Consider the following 16712-nt stretch of genomic DNA (forward strand, 5'->3'; position numbering starts at 1 on the left):
GGCACGATGGTGCTGTGAGCGCATTCCTGGTTTTCCTTGCCATCGCCGTTGCAGGTGCGGCCGCTGTCGCCGCGTCGGGCTGGCGGGGCCGGAGGAAGGCGGCCGGCGCCGGCGCGGGCGGCGAGAGTGACGGCACCGGATGGGAGCGCGGGCACGTGGCCGCGCTCCAGGGCCTGAGCGAGCATGAGGCGCGGCTGCCGGCGGTTTTGCTGCCTGAACACCCCCGTGCCGAAGACCTGGACAGCGTCCGGTTTTCCACTGCCCTGCGGGGCTACCGGATGGACCAGGTGGACGAAGTGCTGGACGTCCTGCGGGCCGAGCTGGGAGCCAAGGAGCGCCTGATCCGGCAACTGAGCCACGAACAGCCGCAGCCCGACGGCGGTGCCCACCCGGCGCGGGAAGGATGACGGGGGTGCAGGACCGCCTTCCGCGCACGCGCGTGCTTCGGGAGGCCGTGCACGCGGAGCTTTCCTTCTGGCGCCGACGGATCTCCGGGTGGCCGTGGTGGGTCCAGGTCTGCGTGCTTTACGCCCTTTCCCGGGTGTATTCGCTGCTGGTCTTCCTCGCGGTGGCACGCCAGCAGGGGCCGAATCCGTGGACCGGACCGCACCCCGACTATCTGTCCTTCATCGGAATCTGGGACAGCGCCTGGTACGAGCAGGTCTACCGGGAGGGGTATCCCGCCGATATTCCCCGCGGCCAGGACGGGCGGGTCGACGAGAACCAGTGGGCGTTCTACGCGCTTTTCCCCGGCATCGTCCGCATCCTGGCGGCGGCCACCGGGCTGGGGTGGCAGTTGCTGGCACCGCTGGTTGCGACCCTCGCCGGTTTTGCCGCCGTGCTGCTCATCTACAAACTTTTCCGTCGCTACGCCCCCCACGGCACCGCGCTGTGGGCCGTGTTCTTCGTGGCGGTCTTTCCGGTCTCGCCGATCCTCCAGGTGCCCTACGCCGAATCGCTGAACCTGGCGCTGCTGGCGGCGGCGCTGCTGCTGCTGGTGCGGCGGAAGTACCTGCTGGCGATTCCCGTCGTCGTGCTGATGTGCCTCTCCCGGCCGGTCGGCGTGCCGTTCGCGGCGCTCGCCGGCCTTCACCTGCTGTGGCGGATCAGGCAGCGCCGCACCGATCCGCTGCAGACCCCGGAATTCCTCCGCGCGGCAGCGCTGGCGTTGGTCAGCTGTGCCGCGGCCCTCGCCTGGCCGGTGCTGGCGTGGTCGGTCACGGGCGAGATGACCGCGTACACCGATACCGAGACAGCCTGGCGGGGCGAGGCCCTGATCCTGTTCAAGCCGTGGTTCGACATGGGCGTGAACCTTTTCGGGCTGTTGGGCGGAATGGCCGCCCCGCTGCTGCTGGTGGCCGCGGCGGCCGGGGTCCTGTGCTCCCCGCCTGCCCGGAAGATGGGGGCGGACCTGAGGCTGTGGTGCGCCTGCTACCTGGGCTACCTGCTTGCCTTTCTGCATCCGCAGACCAGCACCTTCCGGCTGTTGCTTCCGCTCTTCCCGCTGGCCCTGGCGGCGGCCTTGGTATCACGCAGCCGGGCCTACCGCGCGTGCCTGGCAGTGATGTTTCTGGCCGGGCAGATTGTCTGGGTGACCTGGCTCTGGTCCTGGGCCGAACTGCCCGGCGGCGGGGACTATCCGCCCTAGCGGCGGCCGGCGCCGGTGCGCCCCGTGTCGCGCAAATTAGCACCCGGTTGTGATGTACGCGATAATGGGTAGTGGTTGGACATGGCGGCCGGGCAACTGAAGGGCCGCCGATGTGAGGTTGGCGGGCAGGGCGATCACCGATCGGGCTGCCCCATGGCGGAAGGGAATTCCCAGATGGCTGCGATGAAACCGCGTACCGGTGACGGTCCGATGGAAGTGACCAAGGAGGGGCGAAGCCTCATCCTGCGGGTGCCCATCGACGGCGGCGGGCGTCTGGTGCTCGAACTGAACGCCGAAGAAGCCGGCAACCTCAAGGACTGCCTGCTCGGCGTCACCAGCGACGTGGCAGGCTAGGAACCGTTTGCTGTGAGCCACGTTCCCTCCACCGCAGAGGAACAAACCGCCCGTCATCTGGAGCAGGCCCTGGTTGAACCGCAGATGGCGCGCGTCCAAGCCCTTCCGGCCCTCGGCCGCGGACGGTCTCCGGCCGAGGGCGCCGGGGATGTCACGGTGCTGGCGGTCCCCATTGCTGAAGGCGAGGCCAACGTTGAGCGGGCCACGCCGCAGCCGCGCCAGGGTGCCGCCGAGGCGGCAGCCGACTTTGGCGCCGACGTGGCGGCCTTGGCAGAGGTCCACGGGATTGCCGGTAAGGCCGGCGAAGTACTGGCGGTGCCGGCGCCGCCAGGCTCCGCCCGGCTGCCGGAGCGTCTGATCTTGATTGGGCTGGGCAGTGGCAGCGCGGCGGAGCTGCGCAAGGCCGGAGCCGCCCTGGCCAGGGCGACGATGGGCACCGACCGGGTGCGCAGCAGCGCCGTCGACGGCCTGCCCGAAGGGCTGCAACAGGCCTTCATCGAGGGGTTCCTGCTGGGCGGCTACCGGCCGCCGCGCGCCGGGACGTCCGCCGCGCCCAAGCCGATGGCCGCGGTGCTGGAACTGACCGGAACCGCGGCGGGGACGGCCGCAACGGCCGCCGCCGGCGCCCGGGCCACGTGGCTGGCACGGGACCTGGCAAACATGCCGTCCAACGTGAAGAGCCCGGAGTGGATGGCCGGCCAAGCCGCGCGCCTCGCCGCGGCCCGCGGCCTGGGCATCCGCACGTGGGACGAGCATCAGCTGGCTGCCGGAGGGTTCGGCGGACTGCTGGCGGTGGGCTCGGCCTCGCCGACTCCGCCCAGGCTGGTCCAGCTGGACTACACGCCCGCACAGGCCGGCGAGAACACCAGGCACGTCGTCATCGTCGGCAAGGGCATCACCTTCGACACCGGCGGGCTGTCGCTCAAGCCGCGGGAGCCGATGCTGCCGATGAAGACCGACATGGCGGGCGCCGGCGTCGTGCTGGCGGTGCTGGCCGCTGCGGCGGAGCTGCGCGTTCCGCACCGTGTCACGGGCCTGCTCGCCCTGGCCGAGAACGCCATCGGCGCCGACGCCTACCGGCCCGGCGACGTGGTGACCGTCCACGACGGCACAACCGTGGAGATCGGCAACACGGATGCGGAGGGGCGCATGGTGCTGGCCGACGGCCTCTCCTACGCCGCCGCCCGGCTGCAGCCTGACGTCCTGGTGGATATCGCTACCCTCACCGGCGCGGCGTCCCTGGGGCTGGGCAGGCAGCATGCGGCGCTATACGGCACCCGGCGGTCCCTGGTGCGCGCGTTCGAAGCCGCGGGGGAGGCAACCGGGGAGCGGGTCTGGCACATGCCGCTGGACGAGGTGGCGGCCGAATACGGCTTCGCGTTGGAATCCGGCATCGCCGACATCTCGCATATCGCGTCCCAGCGGTCGAAGGTTGGCGGGGGATCGATCACCGCAGCGCTGTTCCTGCGCGAATTCACCGGCGCCCTTCCGTGGATCCATCTGGACATCGCCGGCCCCGCCCGGGCAGACTCCGATCGGGCCGAGGTCACGAAGGGCGCCACCGGGTACGGTGCCCGGCTGCTGCTGTCCTTCCTGCGCTCCTACCGCGGCTAGCACCGGGCCGGCGGGTGGCCCGGCGGCCCGCGGGCAGGGCGCCGCCGGTCGGTCAGCGTTTGACGGCCAACAGCAGTCCCTCGCCGGTCGGCAGGATGGTGGACAGCAGTTGGTCGTTTTCCCGGATGGCCTTGCCGACCTTGCGCAGCGTGGTGGTGGATTCTTCGCGGATGGCCGGATCCGAGACCCGGTCGTGGTCCAGGGCGTCGTTGACAATCAGCATGCCGCCGCGCTTGAGCAGCCGGACCGCTTGCTCTACGTACAGCGGATACGAGGGCTTGTCCGCATCGACGAAGACGAGGTCGTAGGCGTTGTCGGTCAGCCGGGGCAGCACGTCGGCCGCGCGGCCGGAGATGGTGCGGGTGCGGTTGCCCGGAATGCCGGCATCGACGAAGGACTGGCGTGCCGCGCGCAGATGGTCGACGTCCGCATCGATGGTGGTCAGCACCGCGGCCGGCGGCAGTCCGCGCAGGAGGCAGACCCCGGAGACACCGGCGCCGGAACCGATTTCCACCACCGTCTGCGCCTTGGTGCCCGCGGCGAGGACGGTCAGGGCCGCGCCGACCCCCCTGCCGACAGCGGCAACGCCCAGTTCATGGGAGCGCTCACGGGCCCGAAGCAAGACGTCATCCTCGGCGGGGAGCCCCTCCGTGTAGGACCAACTCGTCTGCTTGTCGGCACTCATGAAACATCGCTTTCTCTTCAGCTTTTGCGGGAAAACGGCGCAGGGCCGCAGTGCCAAGCCTACTGCCACAGGTGACGGGATTAGGCGCGTGCCCCGGGGACGGGACACGCTGCCGCCGGACGGGTCAGACGGGGACCGGGCTTAGCGGTCTTTGTGCAGCCGGTTTACAGAATTCTCCCAGTCTTTTGCGCCAAGATGGGTACCCGGGACGCCGAAAGCCAGACCGGCAGCACGCAGCCGCATTCCCGGACCCCCAGGAGGTGGGCGGCCGCGGGCGGTCCGACGAAGGGGCACGATAATGACGAAGCTACAGGACGCCGCGTCGAACGCCGCGGCCGGCAACGATCAGTGGGTCGCTCCGACGTGGGAAGAAGTGGTGAGCAACCACTCCGCCAAGGTCTACCGCTTGGCCTTCAGGCTCACGGGAAACCGGTACGACGCCGAAGACCTCACCCAGGAAGTCTTTGTCCGCGTCTTCCGGTCACTGGACAACTTCAAGCCCGGCACGCTGGACGGCTGGCTCCACCGGATCACCACCAACCTCTTCCTGGACCAGGCCCGGCGCAAGAGCCGGATTCGGTTCGATGGACTGAGCGACGAAGCCGAAGCCCGGCTGCCCGGCAAGGATCCCGGCCCCGAGCGCAGCTTCGAATTCAACAACCTGGATATCGATGTCCAGGCCGCGCTGGAAGAGCTGCCGCCGGACTTCCGCGCCGCGGTGGTGCTCTGCGACCTGGAGGGGCTGTCCTATGACGAGGTCTCCGCGGCCCTTGGCGTCAAGCTTGGCACCGTCCGCTCGCGGATCCACCGTGGCCGGACCATGCTTCGGGAAAAGCTGGCGCACCGGGATCCCGCCGAACGCCCGCGCCTGAAACTGCCGCGCATCGCCGGAGCCCACTGATCGCTGCAATGCTCCACCCGGAAAGAGAGCTGGCGGAGTACCTGGACGGCGAACTCTCCGATGATCGCCGCCCGGCCCTTGAACGCCATCTTCAACGCTGCCGGCGGTGCCGCAAGAGCGTCGACGAATTCCGCCAGATCCAGGACCGCCTGCGCTCGCTGGACGTGCCGCCCCCTGACGACAACCTGACCGCGCGGTTGCTGCGCTGCAGCCGGCCCGGGGCCGCCGGACCGGCCGGGCCCCCGCTCGGCCTCGAAACTTCCGGCACCGCGGAAGACCGGAACCCCGGCGTACCCGCGGGCGGGCGCACCCCCGCGCCCGCCGGTGCCGCCGGCGGCCTCCCGCCCGCCGCCCTCCCTCCCGCCGCCGCCCTTCCTGACGCCGCCGCCGGTGCCGCGGCGGAGGCGTTGCCCGCGCGCAGGCCGGCCAGGCGCGCGCTGGCGGTTGCCGGCGGGGTCCTGGCCGGCTGCGCCGTGCTGACGCTGTCCGCGGCCTTCGTCCTGGGCGGCGAGACCGGGCCGGCGGACGCCGGCCGCGGCCTTGCCACCGGGACGGCCTGGGTGCCGGTGGCCGCCGATGCAGGCACCGCCCGTCTGATCGCCCTGGACGGCGCGGCACTCGAGGAGCTGCGGCGCGGCGGCTGGACCTGCCCGCTGCTGCCCGGGCTCGGCTACCGCCTGCAGAGCGCGGAACAGACCGTCGTGGACGGGCAGCCTGCCGTCAGGCTCGAGCTCGGCGACGGCAGCCACCGGGTGACGGTCACCGAGCAACGGCGCGGAGACGGCAGCGCCGGCGGAACGGCCCGGGTGGCGGACCCCGCGCCGCCGGTGAATGCGGCCACGGGCCATCCCGTGACCATGGACGGCTTCCGGGAGGTGGCCGGGCTGGACCGCGCGGTGTGGGTGCGCGGCGGCGAGGACTGGACCGTGGTGCTCCACTCCGACGAGGTGACGTACACGTTGTGGTCCGACCTCCCGCTGGCCGAGATGCCGGAGACGGTCAGCCACGTGGTGCTGTCGGAGAACTCCCGCCTGAAGCTGCCGATGCCGTCCCCTGCCGACGATCCGTTCAGCCGGATCGTCCGCGGACTGGGCATGATGGTCAGCCCGCCAAGTGGCTGACCGGCCCGGCGAACGGGTAACCTTCAATCGTGTTTGGAATCAACGGCTCAGAACTGATCATCCTGGCAATTCTTGCCGTGGTGATCCTCGGACCTGAGCGGTTGCCCGAATACGCCGCGCAGCTGGCCAGGTTCGTCAAACAGCTGAAGACCATGGCCGCCGGTGCCAAGGAACAGCTGCGCGAAGAAGTCGGCGACGACATCGTCGACATGGACTGGCGCAAGCTTGATCCGCGGCAATACGACCCTCGGCGCATCATCAAGGAAGCCCTGTTGGACGACGACGAGGCGCCGCGTCCTGCGCCGGCGGCGCCGGCTGTCGCGGCAGCAGCCGCGACCGCGGCAGGCACGGCCGTGTCAACCGGTTCGCGGGCGCCGGCGCGGGCGGCGGCCGCGTCGCGCGCGCAGCTGGCCCCGGGTGAGGCAGCGCCGTTCGATACCGAGGCGACCTGACCTCCGGGGCGCATTAGCCACCGGCGCGCCGTTGCGCACGGGCGTTTCCCGGCTGAGGCCCTAGCGGGGGGTGACGCCCAGCGTGCGTCCGGCCAGGCCACGCGGACGCGCCGCCAAGTCGGCCGCAATCCGCCGCAGTTCGGCCGCGGAGCTGCCGGCCACGGAGGCGTCCGCCTCGTCCAGGACGATCGGCCGGCCGGCGTCGCCGCCGGCGCGCAGCCGTGGCTCCAGCGGGATGCTTCCCAGCAGCGGTACCGGCTTCTCCAGCACGGCGGAGAGACGCCCGGCGACGGCAGTTCCGCCGCCGGAGCCGAAGACTTCCATCCTGGATCCGTCCGGCAGCGCCAGCCAGGACATGTTCTCGATGACTCCCGCCACCTGCTGCCCGGTCTGCGCGGCGATGGCGCCGGCGCGTTCCGCCACCTCCGCCGCGGCGCCCTGCGGGGTGGTCACCACCAGGATCTGCGAGGACGGGAGCAGCTGCGCCACCGAGATCGCCACGTCCCCGGTGCCCGGAGGCAGGTCCAGGAACAGTGCATCCAGGTCGCCGAAATAGACGTCGGTGAGGAACTGCTCCAGGGCCCGGTGCAGCATGGGACCGCGCCAGGCCACCGGCTGGTTGCCTGAGACGAACATGCCGATCGAGATGACCTTCACGCCGTAGGCCACCGGCGGCAGGATCATCTCGTCCACCCGGGTGGGAGCCTGCGTGATGCCCAGCAGCCCGGGAACCGAGAAACCGTAGACATCGGCGTCGATGATGCCCACGCGCAAACCCTGGGCGGCCATGGCGCACGCGAGGTTGACGGTGACGCTCGACTTGCCCACCCCGCCCTTGCCGCTCGCCACGGCATAGATGCGGGTGAGCGAGGACGGATCGGCGAACGGATTGCCGCGGCCGGCACCGCGCAGCTGCTCCTTGAGCGCGTCGCGCTGCTGCGGCGTCATCACGTCCAGCTCCACCGCCACCCCGGAAACGCCCGGGACGGCAGCCAGGGCGTGCTCGATGTCGGCGGTGATGGTGCCGCGCAGCGGGCAGCCCGAGATGGTGAGCAGCACGCCGACGGTGACCCGTCCGGCGTCGTCAATCCGGACGTCCTTGAGCATGCCCAGCTCCGCGAGGGGCCGGCGCAGCTCCGGATCGATCACGGTTCCCAGTGCGCGCCGTACGGAGGCCGGGTCCGGGTGTTGCGACGGGTGTGGATCAGTCATGCATCAGTTCTCCTGGCCGCCGTGTTGGACGGGCGGCAGCTTGGGCAGCGAGGTGGTGGCATCGGAGGAACGGCGCCGGCCGCGGCGGCGTTCGTCCGCGGACTCGTCGTCCAACAGTTCTTCCAGCACCGAGCGCAGCTCGCTCCGGACGAAGTCACGCGTGGCCACTTCGCGGATGGCGATCCGCAGCGCGGCCAGTTCGCGGGTCAGGTACTCGGTGTCCGCCAGATTGCGTTCGGCCCGCTGGCGGTCCTGCTGCAGCGAGACCTTGTCCCGGTCGTCCTGGCGGTTCTGCGCCAACAGCAGCAGCGGAGCGGCGTAGGAGGCCTGCAGCGAGAGCATCAGGGTCAACGCGGTGAAGCCCAGCGCGGCGCTGTCGAAGCGCAGGTGTGCGGGTCCGAACGTGTTCCAGGCCAGCCAGAGCGCACAGAAGACCGACATCCACATCAGGAACTGCGGGGTGCCCATGAAACGGGCGAAGGACTCCGTGGCCTTGCCGAAATAATCGGGGTTCGGCCGCAACCGGACCAGCAGGCGCGTACGGGTCTCCCGCGGGGTGTCCAGTCCCGCGACCTTGATTTTCCGGTCTGCCTTTTCAGCCAAAGCGTCCACCTCCGCTTACGGGGGAGTCGTCCTGCGCCCGCCAGTCGTCGGGCAGCAAATGGTCCAGCACGTCGTCAACGGTCACGGCTCCGACCAGCCGGCCGGAGCTGTTGACCACTGCCAGGGCATTCAGATTGTAGGTTGCCAGGGTGCGGGCCACGTCGCTGACATCGGCCTGGTCCAGCACCGGCTCCAGGTCGGTATCCACGATGTTGCCCAGCGCCTCCGGCGGCGGGTAGCGCAGCAGCTGCTGGATGTGGACCACGCCCAGGTATTTCCCGGTGGGGGTCTCCAGCGGCGGCCGGCAGACGAAGATGGCCGACGCCAGGGCCGGCGTGAGCTCTTCGCGGCGCACATGCGCCAGGGCCTCGGCGACCGTAGCTTCCGGGGGCAGGATCACCGGCACCGGGGTCATCATGGAACCGGCGGTGTTTTCCTCATACTCCAGCAGACGGCGGACGTCCTTTGCTTCTTCCGGCTCCATCAGCTGCAGCAGTTCTTCCTTCTGCTCCTCGGGCAGCTCGGCCAGCAGGTCGGCGGCGTCGTCGGGATCCATCTCCTCCAGCACGACGGCGGCGCGTTCGGCATCCAGCGACGTGAGGATCTGCACCTGGTCGTCGTCCGGCAGCTCCTGGAGCACATCCGCCAGACGGTCGTCCTGCAGCTCGCTCGCGACTTCCAGCCGGCGCTTCTGGGTCATCTCGTGCAGTGCCTCGGCGAAGTCGGCGGGCTTGAGGTCCTCGTGGCTGGCCACGAAGGTAGTGGCCGCCTGCGGTTCGTGCCTGGCGCCCTGGTAGGCCTCGTGCCAGTCCACGATCAGTGTTTCGTTGCGGCGCAGGCTGCGCAGCGGCGACGTCGAATGGCCGCGCCGGACGAAGAGCTGGGACACATACCAGTCGCCGTCGCGGGACTGTTCCATGCCGATGTCCAGGATGGTGGCGTCGCCGCTGCCGTCGGCGAGCGTGACGCGGCGGTCGAACATCTCGGCGACCACCAGGGTCTCGGCGCCGCGCTGCTCGAACCGGCGCAGGTTGACCAGCCCGGTGCAGATGACCTGCCCGGCGGTGATCGAGGTGATCCGGGTCATGGGGACGAACACGCGTTTCTTGCCGGGGACCTCGACCACCAGGCCGACCACCAGGGGCGGCTTGGCGGGGCCGTAGTCGAGGACGACGACGTCGCGCAGCCGGCCCAGGCGGTCTCCGAGCGGGTCGAAGACGTCCAGGCCGAGCAGCCGGGCTACGAAGACGCGGTTGGTTTTTGTGCTCACCCCTTTAGGCTACGTGCTGGGCCCGGTAATCCGGGATTTGGCGGGCCGGCTGTGCCTTGCCCCCGGCCGCCGCATGGGCGGAGGCTAAGGCAGCCCGGGGGTTCCCACGTTCACCTGAAGCGATACCCAGACCACCGGTTGCGTATATCAGCGACAATGGGGGTATGTCGATGCTTGGCCGTACAGATTCCCGGGACCCCAGCCGTACCCTTCCGCAGGGCGAGTTGATCGGAAACTACCGCTCGTATCTGGATGCCCAGAAAGTGGTGGACTACCTCGCGGACGAGGAATTCCCCGTCCAGCACGTGACCATCGTCGGCAACGACCTGAAGACGGTCGAGCGGGTGACCGGCAAGCTCAGCTATCCGCGGGTTGCCCTCTCCGGCGCGGCCACCGGCGCCTGGTTCGGCCTGTTCGTCGGCTTGCTGCTGATGCTCTTCGGCGGCGGCGAAACCTTTGTGCTGCTGATCTCGTCGATGGCCATGGGCGCGGCCTTCTGGATGCTGTTCGGCATCATTTCCTACGCGCTGCAGCGCGGCAAGCGGGACTTCACCTCCACCAACCAGGTGATCGCCACCAGCTATGACGTGGTGGTCTCCACCGAGGTGGCACACGAGGCCCGGCGGTTGGCCGCGCAGCTGCCGATGGCCGGAACCGCGGTTCCCGGCCGCCCGGCAAACCACGGGCAGTCGCCCGTCGGGCCGCAGCCGCCTGCCGGCTATGGCCAGCAGCCTCCTGCGGCCCAGCAGCCGCAGGCCCCGGAGCGGCCGGCCCAGTGGGGCGAGGACCCGTACCGCCAGGGCGGCGTCCAAGGACAGCAGCCCCAGCCCGGCCCGCCCGACGCGGTCCAGCCCGGGGTGCCGGGCCAGCCCGTGCGCGGGCGCTTTCCGGACCTGCCCGACGGCCGCCCGCAGTACGGAATCCGCGTTACTCCGGAGCCCGCCCAGCCCCAGCAGGCCGGCGAGCCCCAGAACGGCTCCACCCAGCAGGCCGACGGGCCCCAGAACGGCGCCGGCCCGCAGACCGGCGTCTCCGAGCCCGACGGCGGCACGCCGACCGGCGGGAGCCAGCCGGCCGGCCCTCGGGCCGGCGAGGGGAACCCGGACTCCTTCAACGACAACGACCGGCCCGGCACCTAGCCGCACGCCACCGGCGCCCCGCAGGATGAACCGCCCGCACGACGAACGGGCACCGTGCGAGGCCCCGCACCATGCACGCACCATAAACGGGAAGGGATCCGCCGTCGCAGACGGCGGATCCCTTCCCGCGTGGCGTTGCTCCGGCCGCGGCCGCCGGGGGCGCTATTCCCCTGACGTGCCGTAGATGCCGGCCATCCAGGACTCCACGTCCTCGGGCTTGCGCGGCAGGGCCGCCGACAGGTTCACCGGGCCGTCGGCGGTCATCAGGATGTCGTCCTCGATCCGCACCCCGATGCCGCGGTATTCGGCCGGAACGGCCAGGTCTTCGTCCTTGAAATAGAGTCCGGGCTCGATCGTGAACACCATGCCCGGGGTGAGCACGCCGTCCAAGTACAGCTCGCGCTTCGCCTGCGCACAGTCATGGACGTCCAGGCCAAGGTGATGGCTGGTGCCGTGCGGCATCCAGCGCCGGTGGTGCTGGCCCTCGGGGGAGAGCGCCTCGGCCAGGGGAACCGGCAACAGGCCCCACTCGTCCAGCCGCTCGGCGAGCACGGTCACGGCGGCGGTGTGCACGTCACGGAACTTCACGCCCGGCTGCGCGGCGGCAAAACCGGCGTCGGCGGCATCGAGTACCGCCTGGTAGATCCTGCGCTGGACCTCGGTGAACGTGCCGTTGACCGGCAGCGTGCGGGTCACGTCCGCGGTATACAGGGAGTCGGCCTCCACACCTGCGTCCAGCAGCAGCAGGTCTCCGGCCTTCACCTGCCCGTTGTTGCGGATCCAGTGCAGGATGGTTGCGTTGTTGCCGCTGGCGGCGATGGTGTCGTAGCCCAGGTCGTTGCCTTCTTCGCGTGCCCGGGCAAAAAACGCGCCCTCCACCACGCGTTCGCCCCGCTCGTGCGTCAGCGCGCGAGGCAGCACCTTGACCACCTCGTGGAAGCCGTTCACCGTGGCCTCCACGGCCTTCTTCATCTCCTGGACTTCCCACTCGTCCTTGAGCAGGCGCAGTTCGGACAGCGCCTCGGAGAGCTTGCCGTCGAGCCGGTCTGATTCCTCCAGGTCCACGCCGGTGTTGATCCGGGAGGTGTCCACGAGGGCGTCCACGTTCAGGTCGACCTCACGCAGCAGCCGGATGCGCATGCCGCCCACGTGGACGACGCCGGCGTCCTTGGTGATCGCGACCTCGAGTTCGCCCAGGTCGGCGGTGGGCAGGCCCAACCGGCGGCTCAGCTCCTCCAGCGTGGGCCGGGGACCGATCCAGAACTCGCCGTACCGCGCGTTGGCGTAGAACTCGGCGGAATCCCGGCCGGACATGGGGCGGAAGTACAGCGTGGCCCGGTGGTGGCCGCCGTCGTCTCCAGATCCCGCCTCGGTGGGTTCCATGACCAGCACGGCGTCCGGCTCATGGTCCAGGCCCAGGCCCGTCAGGTGGGCGAAGCCCGAATGCGGGCGGAAGCGGTAGTCGGTGTCATTAGAGCGGACCTTCAGCGGGCCGGCCGGAATGACCAGGCGTTCGCCGTGGAAGTGCTCCGAAAGAGCCCGCCGGCGGCGCGCGGCGTAGGGTGCGACGGCTTCCTGCTCCGGTGCGGACGAGCCGGCCGGAGCCCAATGGCTGCCCATGAACTCCTTGAAGGCATCCGATTCCGGGCGCTGGGAACGGTTGTTGACGCGGTCTTCCAGCGGCTGCTCCCCGGCAGGCTGCTGTGAGGCGTCCTCATTCTGGTAAGTACTCACCGGTCCATCGTCTCACCGGCCCAAGGCGCTGCCAACATCGGCGCCCGGCAGGGGCTCCTGGCGTAAATTAGTTCTGTGATGATCGACCTGCACGCGCATTCCACGGTTTCCGACGGCACCGAACCGCCCGCCGACGTGGTGCGTGCCGCCGCAGCCGCCGGTCTTGACGTCGTGGCGCTGACCGACCATGACTCCACTGCCGGCTGGGAAGCGGCACGAACCGCCGCCGTCGAGGCAGGCCTGGGGTTTGTGCCCGGCATGGAGGTCACGTGCCGGACCGTGGAGGGCATCAGCGTGCATGTGCTCTCCTATCTCCACGATCCAGCCCACCCCGGCCTGCTGGCCGAAATCAACAAGGCCCGCGACGCGCGGAGGACCCGGGCCGAACGGATGGTGGAACTGCTCGCCGAGGACTTCCCCATCTCGTGGGCAGAGGTCACGGCCCGGGCCGGGCACGGGGCGACCATCGGCCGGCCGCACATCGCCGACGCATTGGTGGCGGCGGGGATCGTGTCTGACCGCAGCGAGGCCTTCGCCCGGATCCTGACCGCCCACTCGCGCTACTACGTGTCGCACTACGCGCCCGACCCGGCCACCGCCGTCGCCCTGGTGCGCGAGGCGGGGGGAGTGCCGGTCTTTGCCCATCCTGTGGCCAGCAGCAGGGGCCGGGTGGTCGGCGTTGCCGTCGTCCGGGAGATGCTCGACGCGGGGCTGGCCGGGGTGGAGATCGATCACCGGGACAACCCGGAAGAGGGCAGGGAACAGCTGCGCCGGCTGGCCGCCAAGCACGATCTGATAGTCACCGGCTCCAGCGATTACCACGGCGCGGGCAAGCCGAACCGGCTGGGCGAAAACACTACCGACCCGGCCATGCTGGACCGCATCCTCGCCGCCGGGACGGGCGCTGCGGCGCACCTTCCCGGCCGCATCGCCCGGTGACGCTTTACGTCCTCGTCTGGCCGGTCATTGTGGCCGCGACCCTGTGCGTCTTTGCCCGCGGCTTCTTCAAGGAGTGGGCTCAGGCGGGCCGGGAGGGCCGCGGCATCATCTAGCCGCCGCCCCGGGACACCACAACGACGGCGGGGCGCGGGCCGGTTCCTGGAACCGGTCCGCGCCCCGCCGTTCTTTGCCGCCGGTTAGCTTTCACCGGCGCCGACCGTGGCCTCGGCGCCGACCGTGGCCTCTGCTCCGGCGGCCTCAACCACTGCCGCGTGGCGGCCCAGCCGTTTGCGCATGACGTCGATGGCCTGCGGGTTCTGGTCCACGCAGACGAACCGCCGGTCCATGCCGGCGGCCACGGCGCCGAGGGTCCCGGAGCCGGCAAAGAAGTCGAGCACCCAGTCGCCGGGCCGGCTGCTCGCGGCAACCATCCGGCGCAGCAGCCCCTCGGGCTTCTGGGTGGGGTAGCCGGTCTTCTCCCGGCCGGTGGGGGAGACGATGGTGTGCCACCAGACGTCGGTCGGGAGCTTGCCGCGGGCGGCCTTCTCCGCGGTCACCAGGCCCGGAGCCATGTACGGCTCGCGGTCCACTTCCGCATTGTCGAAGTGGTACGCCTTCGGGTTCTTGACGTAGACCAGGATGTTGTCGTGCTTGGCGGGCCAGCGGTTGCGCGCACGGGCGCCGTAATCGTAGGCCCAGATGATCTCGTTCAGGAAGCTCTCGCGGCCGAAGAGCATATCCAGCAGCACCTTGGCATAGTGCACCTCGCGGTAATCCAGGTGCAGGTACAGCGTGCCGTCGTCGGCCAGCAGCCGCCACGCCTCGGAGAGGCGGGGCTCCAGGAAGGACCAGTAGTCGTCGAACGCGTCGTCATAGCTGGCGAGCGTGCCCTTGACCGTCTGGTACGACTTGCCCTTGAACCCGATGCGGTCGCCTTCGCCATCGGCGCTGCGCACCATGGAGGTCTGCTGCCGGACCTGGGCCCGGCCGGTGTTGAACGGCGGGTCCAGATAGATCATGGTGAAAGCGCCGTCGGGCAGCGTGGGCAGGAAGTCGGCGTTGTCCGCCCGGACTACCAGCGAGCTGCCGTCGGGCGTCCACCGGATACCGGCCACTATTCCCCGCTGGCGCCGTCGGTGACCTGCTGGGCGGTCCCGTTGACTACCTCGCCGTTGCGGCGGCGGGTGCGTGAACGCTTCCGGCGCGGCTTGTCGGTCGAGGCGACGGTCGTGTTCTCGGTGGCTGCCTCCTCGGTGCCGCGGCGCTGCCGCGGGTTGCCCGAGTCGGACCGGCCCTGCGGGCCGCCCTGGCGTGCGCCGCCGCGGCGTGCGCCGCCGCGGCCGCCGTCCTGCCGCTGGCTGCCGGAGCGGGCAGGGTGCTTTCCGGTCTCGCCCAGGTCTTCGAGCTTCTCGGCGTCGATGCCGGCGAGCTTGCGCTGGCTGCGCGGAAGCCTGCCCTTGGTGCCTTCGGGAATGTTCAGGTCGGTGAACAGGTGAGGGGAGGAGGAGTAGGTCTCCTGGGGTTCCGGCACGTCCAGGCCGAGGGCCTTGTTGATCAGGCCCCAGCGCGGGACGTCGTCCCAGTCCACGAAGGTGACTGCGGTGCCCTTGTTACCGGCGCGGCCGGTCCGGCCCACCCGGTGCAGGTAGGCCTTCTCGTCTTCGGGGCACTGGAAGTTGATCACGTGGGTGACGTCTTCCACGTCGATGCCGCGGGCGGCGACGTCGGTCGCGACCAGCACGTCCACCTTGTTGTTGCGGAACGCGCGCAGCGCCTGTTCGCGGGCGCCCTGGCCGAGGTCGCCGTGGATGGCGCCGGCGGCGAACCCGCGGTCGATCAGCTCCTCGGACAGCTTGGCGGCCGTGCGCTTGGTCTTGGTGAAGATGATGGTCCGGCCGCGGCCCTCGGCCTGCAGGATGCGGGCCACTACCTCGTCCTTGTCCAGGTTGTGTGCGCGGTAGACAACCTGACGGATGTCCTTCTTGGTGATGCCTTCGTCGTCCGGGTCTGCGGCGCGGATGTGCGTCGGCTGCGTCATGTACCGCCGGGCCATGGCGATGACCGGTCCGGGCATGGTTGCGGAGAAGAGCATGGTCTGGCGTACGGCCGGGGTCGCGGCCAGCAGCGTCTCGACGTCCGGCAGGAAGCCCAGGTCCAGCATCTCGTCGGCTTCGTCCAGGACCACGATGCGGACGTTCTTCAGGCTCAGGTGCTTCTGGCGGTGCAGGTCGATCAGACGGCCGGGGGTGCCGACTACGACCTCGACGCCTTTCTGCAGCAGCTCGATCTGGGGCTCGTAGGCGCGGCCGCCGTAGATGACGGCGACGCGGGCGTTGCGCTGCTTGGAGGCCGTCATCAGGTCGTTGCCGACCTGCACGGCCAGTTCGCGCGTCGGCACAACGATCAGGGCCTGCGGCGCGCCGGGCACCGGAAGCTTGTCGAAGCCGTCGTCGTCCGGTCCCACCACCCGCTGCAGCGCGGGGATGCCGAAGCCCAGGGTCTTGCCCGTACCGGTCTTGGCCTGGCCGATGATGTCGTGGCCGCCGAGGGCCACCGGCAGGGTCATGGCCTGGATCGGGAAGGGGTGGGTGATGCCGGCGTCGAAAAGCGACCGCACGATGTCCGCGCGGACGTTGAAGTCGGCGAAGGTCTGCTTGGGCAGTTCGTGGGGGCGTTCGTCGGAGGCCAGCACGGCCTCGACGACCAGTTCTTCGGCGCTGTTGTCAGCGTGGATGAGCTGTTCGCCAGCCACCTGGATATTTTCAGTGTTCAATTACATACCGTTCATTCAGGCGCCGACGCCGGCGGTGCTCAACGGTCCCGCAGGGGCTGCGGGAGCGGAACAAGGCGGAAGCGTGGCGCAACCAGTGGAAGCCGATCGCGGGCTAACAACTGCTTTCCCGGCCGGCCAACGAGGCAGCCAAGGAGGTTAAAGATCGCGTAGGGACGGATCTGTTGATGGATTCACTTCACTCAATCAACGACCGGGCATCCAGTACTACGCGGTTAAGTCTACCGGTCGTTGGCAAACCGGACCCCG

Annotated in this window: 17 protein-coding genes; 10 read left to right on the forward strand and 7 right to left on the reverse strand. The window is 70.0% G+C overall.

Features of this window, described 5'->3' with window-relative positions:
• Positions 1-14 precede the first annotated feature (14 nt).
• From AC5RW2_RS15495 to AC5RW2_RS15510, 4 genes are all read left to right on the forward strand, one after another.
• Positions 15-407 carry a DivIVA domain-containing protein gene (locus AC5RW2_RS15495; RefSeq protein ID WP_494074159.1) on the forward strand — a complete coding sequence of 131 codons (393 nt, stop codon included), beginning with the start codon at positions 15-17 and terminating at the stop codon, positions 405-407.
• Complete coding sequence (locus tag AC5RW2_RS15500; RefSeq protein WP_494022625.1) at positions 404-1648, forward strand: hypothetical protein; 1245 nt, start codon at positions 404-406, stop codon at positions 1646-1648. Before AC5RW2_RS15495 ends, AC5RW2_RS15500 begins: the two co-directional genes overlap by 4 nt.
• A gap of 174 nt (positions 1649-1822) precedes the next feature.
• A complete protein-coding gene (locus AC5RW2_RS15505) occupies positions 1823-2002 on the forward strand; it encodes a DUF3117 domain-containing protein (protein ID WP_493979326.1) in 180 nt (59 codons plus the stop codon).
• A 12-nt stretch (positions 2003-2014) separates the two neighbouring features.
• Positions 2015-3616: a leucyl aminopeptidase family protein gene (locus AC5RW2_RS15510; protein ID WP_494012568.1), complete on the forward strand. Its 1602-nt coding sequence runs from the start codon at positions 2015-2017 to the stop codon at positions 3614-3616.
• A gap of 52 nt (positions 3617-3668) precedes the next feature.
• Here AC5RW2_RS15510 and AC5RW2_RS15515 read toward each other — a convergent pair whose 3' ends face one another.
• Positions 3669-4301, reverse strand: a complete 633-nt coding sequence (locus AC5RW2_RS15515; protein WP_494000290.1) for an O-methyltransferase — start codon at positions 4299-4301, stop codon at positions 3669-3671.
• 298 nt (positions 4302-4599) lie between these two features.
• On the opposite strand from AC5RW2_RS15515, the gene sigE reads away from it, so the two are divergent.
• The 3 genes from sigE to AC5RW2_RS15530 are packed head-to-tail and all read left to right on the forward strand — an operon-like array spanning position 4600 to position 6775.
• Positions 4600-5202, forward strand: a complete 603-nt coding sequence (sigE, locus tag AC5RW2_RS15520) for an RNA polymerase sigma factor SigE (RefSeq protein WP_494000289.1) — start codon at positions 4600-4602, stop codon at positions 5200-5202.
• Between the two features lie 8 nt (positions 5203-5210).
• Positions 5211-6323: an anti-sigma factor family protein gene (locus tag AC5RW2_RS15525; protein WP_494074160.1), complete on the forward strand. Its 1113-nt coding sequence runs from the start codon at positions 5211-5213 to the stop codon at positions 6321-6323.
• Between the two features lie 29 nt (positions 6324-6352).
• Complete coding sequence (locus tag AC5RW2_RS15530; RefSeq protein ID WP_494049660.1) at positions 6353-6775, forward strand: twin-arginine translocase TatA/TatE family subunit; 423 nt, start codon at positions 6353-6355, stop codon at positions 6773-6775.
• A gap of 60 nt (positions 6776-6835) precedes the next feature.
• Here the strand turns inward: AC5RW2_RS15530 and AC5RW2_RS15535 are convergent, their stop codons facing one another.
• From AC5RW2_RS15535 to AC5RW2_RS15545, 3 genes are read right to left on the reverse strand one after another with little or no spacing between them, the layout of a single operon-like run.
• On the reverse strand, positions 6836-7987 hold the full coding sequence (locus AC5RW2_RS15535; RefSeq protein WP_494074161.1) for an Mrp/NBP35 family ATP-binding protein: 1152 nt from the start codon (positions 7985-7987) through the stop codon (positions 6836-6838).
• Positions 7988-7990: 3 nt separating this feature from the next.
• A complete protein-coding gene (locus tag AC5RW2_RS15540) occupies positions 7991-8590 on the reverse strand; it encodes a DUF1003 domain-containing protein (protein WP_494000285.1) in 600 nt (199 codons plus the stop codon).
• Entirely contained in the window at positions 8583-9860 is a 1278-nt protein-coding gene (locus tag AC5RW2_RS15545; RefSeq protein ID WP_494000284.1) for a magnesium transporter MgtE N-terminal domain-containing protein, read from the reverse strand. The genes AC5RW2_RS15540 and AC5RW2_RS15545 overlap by 8 nt, the downstream gene beginning before the upstream one ends.
• A gap of 164 nt (positions 9861-10024) precedes the next feature.
• Between AC5RW2_RS15545 and AC5RW2_RS15550 the strand changes: the two genes are divergently transcribed.
• On the forward strand, positions 10025-10999 hold the full coding sequence (locus tag AC5RW2_RS15550; RefSeq protein ID WP_494074162.1) for a YflT domain-containing protein: 975 nt from the start codon (positions 10025-10027) through the stop codon (positions 10997-10999).
• Between the two features lie 162 nt (positions 11000-11161).
• Here the strand turns inward: AC5RW2_RS15550 and AC5RW2_RS15555 are convergent, their stop codons facing one another.
• Positions 11162-12733, reverse strand: coding sequence for an aminopeptidase P family protein (locus tag AC5RW2_RS15555; RefSeq protein ID WP_494000282.1), 1572 nt, complete (start codon positions 12731-12733; stop codon positions 11162-11164).
• A gap of 75 nt (positions 12734-12808) precedes the next feature.
• On the opposite strand from AC5RW2_RS15555, the gene AC5RW2_RS15560 reads away from it, so the two are divergent.
• Complete coding sequence (locus AC5RW2_RS15560; protein WP_494074163.1) at positions 12809-13672, forward strand: PHP domain-containing protein; 864 nt, start codon at positions 12809-12811, stop codon at positions 13670-13672.
• Complete coding sequence (locus AC5RW2_RS15565; RefSeq protein WP_494074164.1) at positions 13669-13785, forward strand: putative transporter small subunit; 117 nt, start codon at positions 13669-13671, stop codon at positions 13783-13785. The genes AC5RW2_RS15560 and AC5RW2_RS15565 overlap by 4 nt, the downstream gene beginning before the upstream one ends.
• Positions 13786-13869: 84 nt before the next feature.
• On the opposite strand, the gene AC5RW2_RS15570 is transcribed toward AC5RW2_RS15565, so the two are convergent.
• Both AC5RW2_RS15570 and AC5RW2_RS15575 read right to left on the reverse strand, forming a co-directional pair.
• On the reverse strand, positions 13870-14787 hold the full coding sequence (locus tag AC5RW2_RS15570; protein ID WP_494074165.1) for a DNA-methyltransferase: 918 nt from the start codon (positions 14785-14787) through the stop codon (positions 13870-13872).
• On the reverse strand, positions 14787-16406 hold the full coding sequence (locus tag AC5RW2_RS15575; protein WP_494074201.1) for a DEAD/DEAH box helicase: 1620 nt from the start codon (positions 16404-16406) through the stop codon (positions 14787-14789). Before AC5RW2_RS15575 ends, AC5RW2_RS15570 begins: the two co-directional genes overlap by 1 nt.
• Positions 16407-16712: the final 306 nt, after the last annotated feature.

It is taken from the genome of Arthrobacter sp. B0316-1-20, from assembly GCF_059091865.1.

Bases quoted from the DNA above. Each gene is read 5' to 3' on its own strand.
- AC5RW2_RS15550 (WP_494074162.1), top strand. From the start codon at position 10,025: ATGTCGATGCTTGGCCGTACAGATTCCCGGGACCCCAGCCGTACCCTT.
- AC5RW2_RS15515 (WP_494000290.1), bottom strand. From the start codon at position 4,301: ATGAGTGCCGACAAGCAGACGAGTTGGTCCTACACGGAGGGGCTCCCC.
- AC5RW2_RS15525 (WP_494074160.1), top strand. From the start codon at position 5,211: ATGCTCCACCCGGAAAGAGAGCTGGCGGAGTACCTGGACGGCGAACTC.
- sigE (WP_494000289.1), top strand. From the start codon at position 4,600: ATGACGAAGCTACAGGACGCCGCGTCGAACGCCGCGGCCGGCAACGAT.
- AC5RW2_RS15535 (WP_494074161.1), bottom strand. From the start codon at position 7,987: ATGACTGATCCACACCCGTCGCAACACCCGGACCCGGCCTCCGTACGG.
- AC5RW2_RS15500 (WP_494022625.1), top strand. From the start codon at position 404: ATGACGGGGGTGCAGGACCGCCTTCCGCGCACGCGCGTGCTTCGGGAG.
- AC5RW2_RS15505 (WP_493979326.1), top strand. From the start codon at position 1,823: ATGGCTGCGATGAAACCGCGTACCGGTGACGGTCCGATGGAAGTGACC.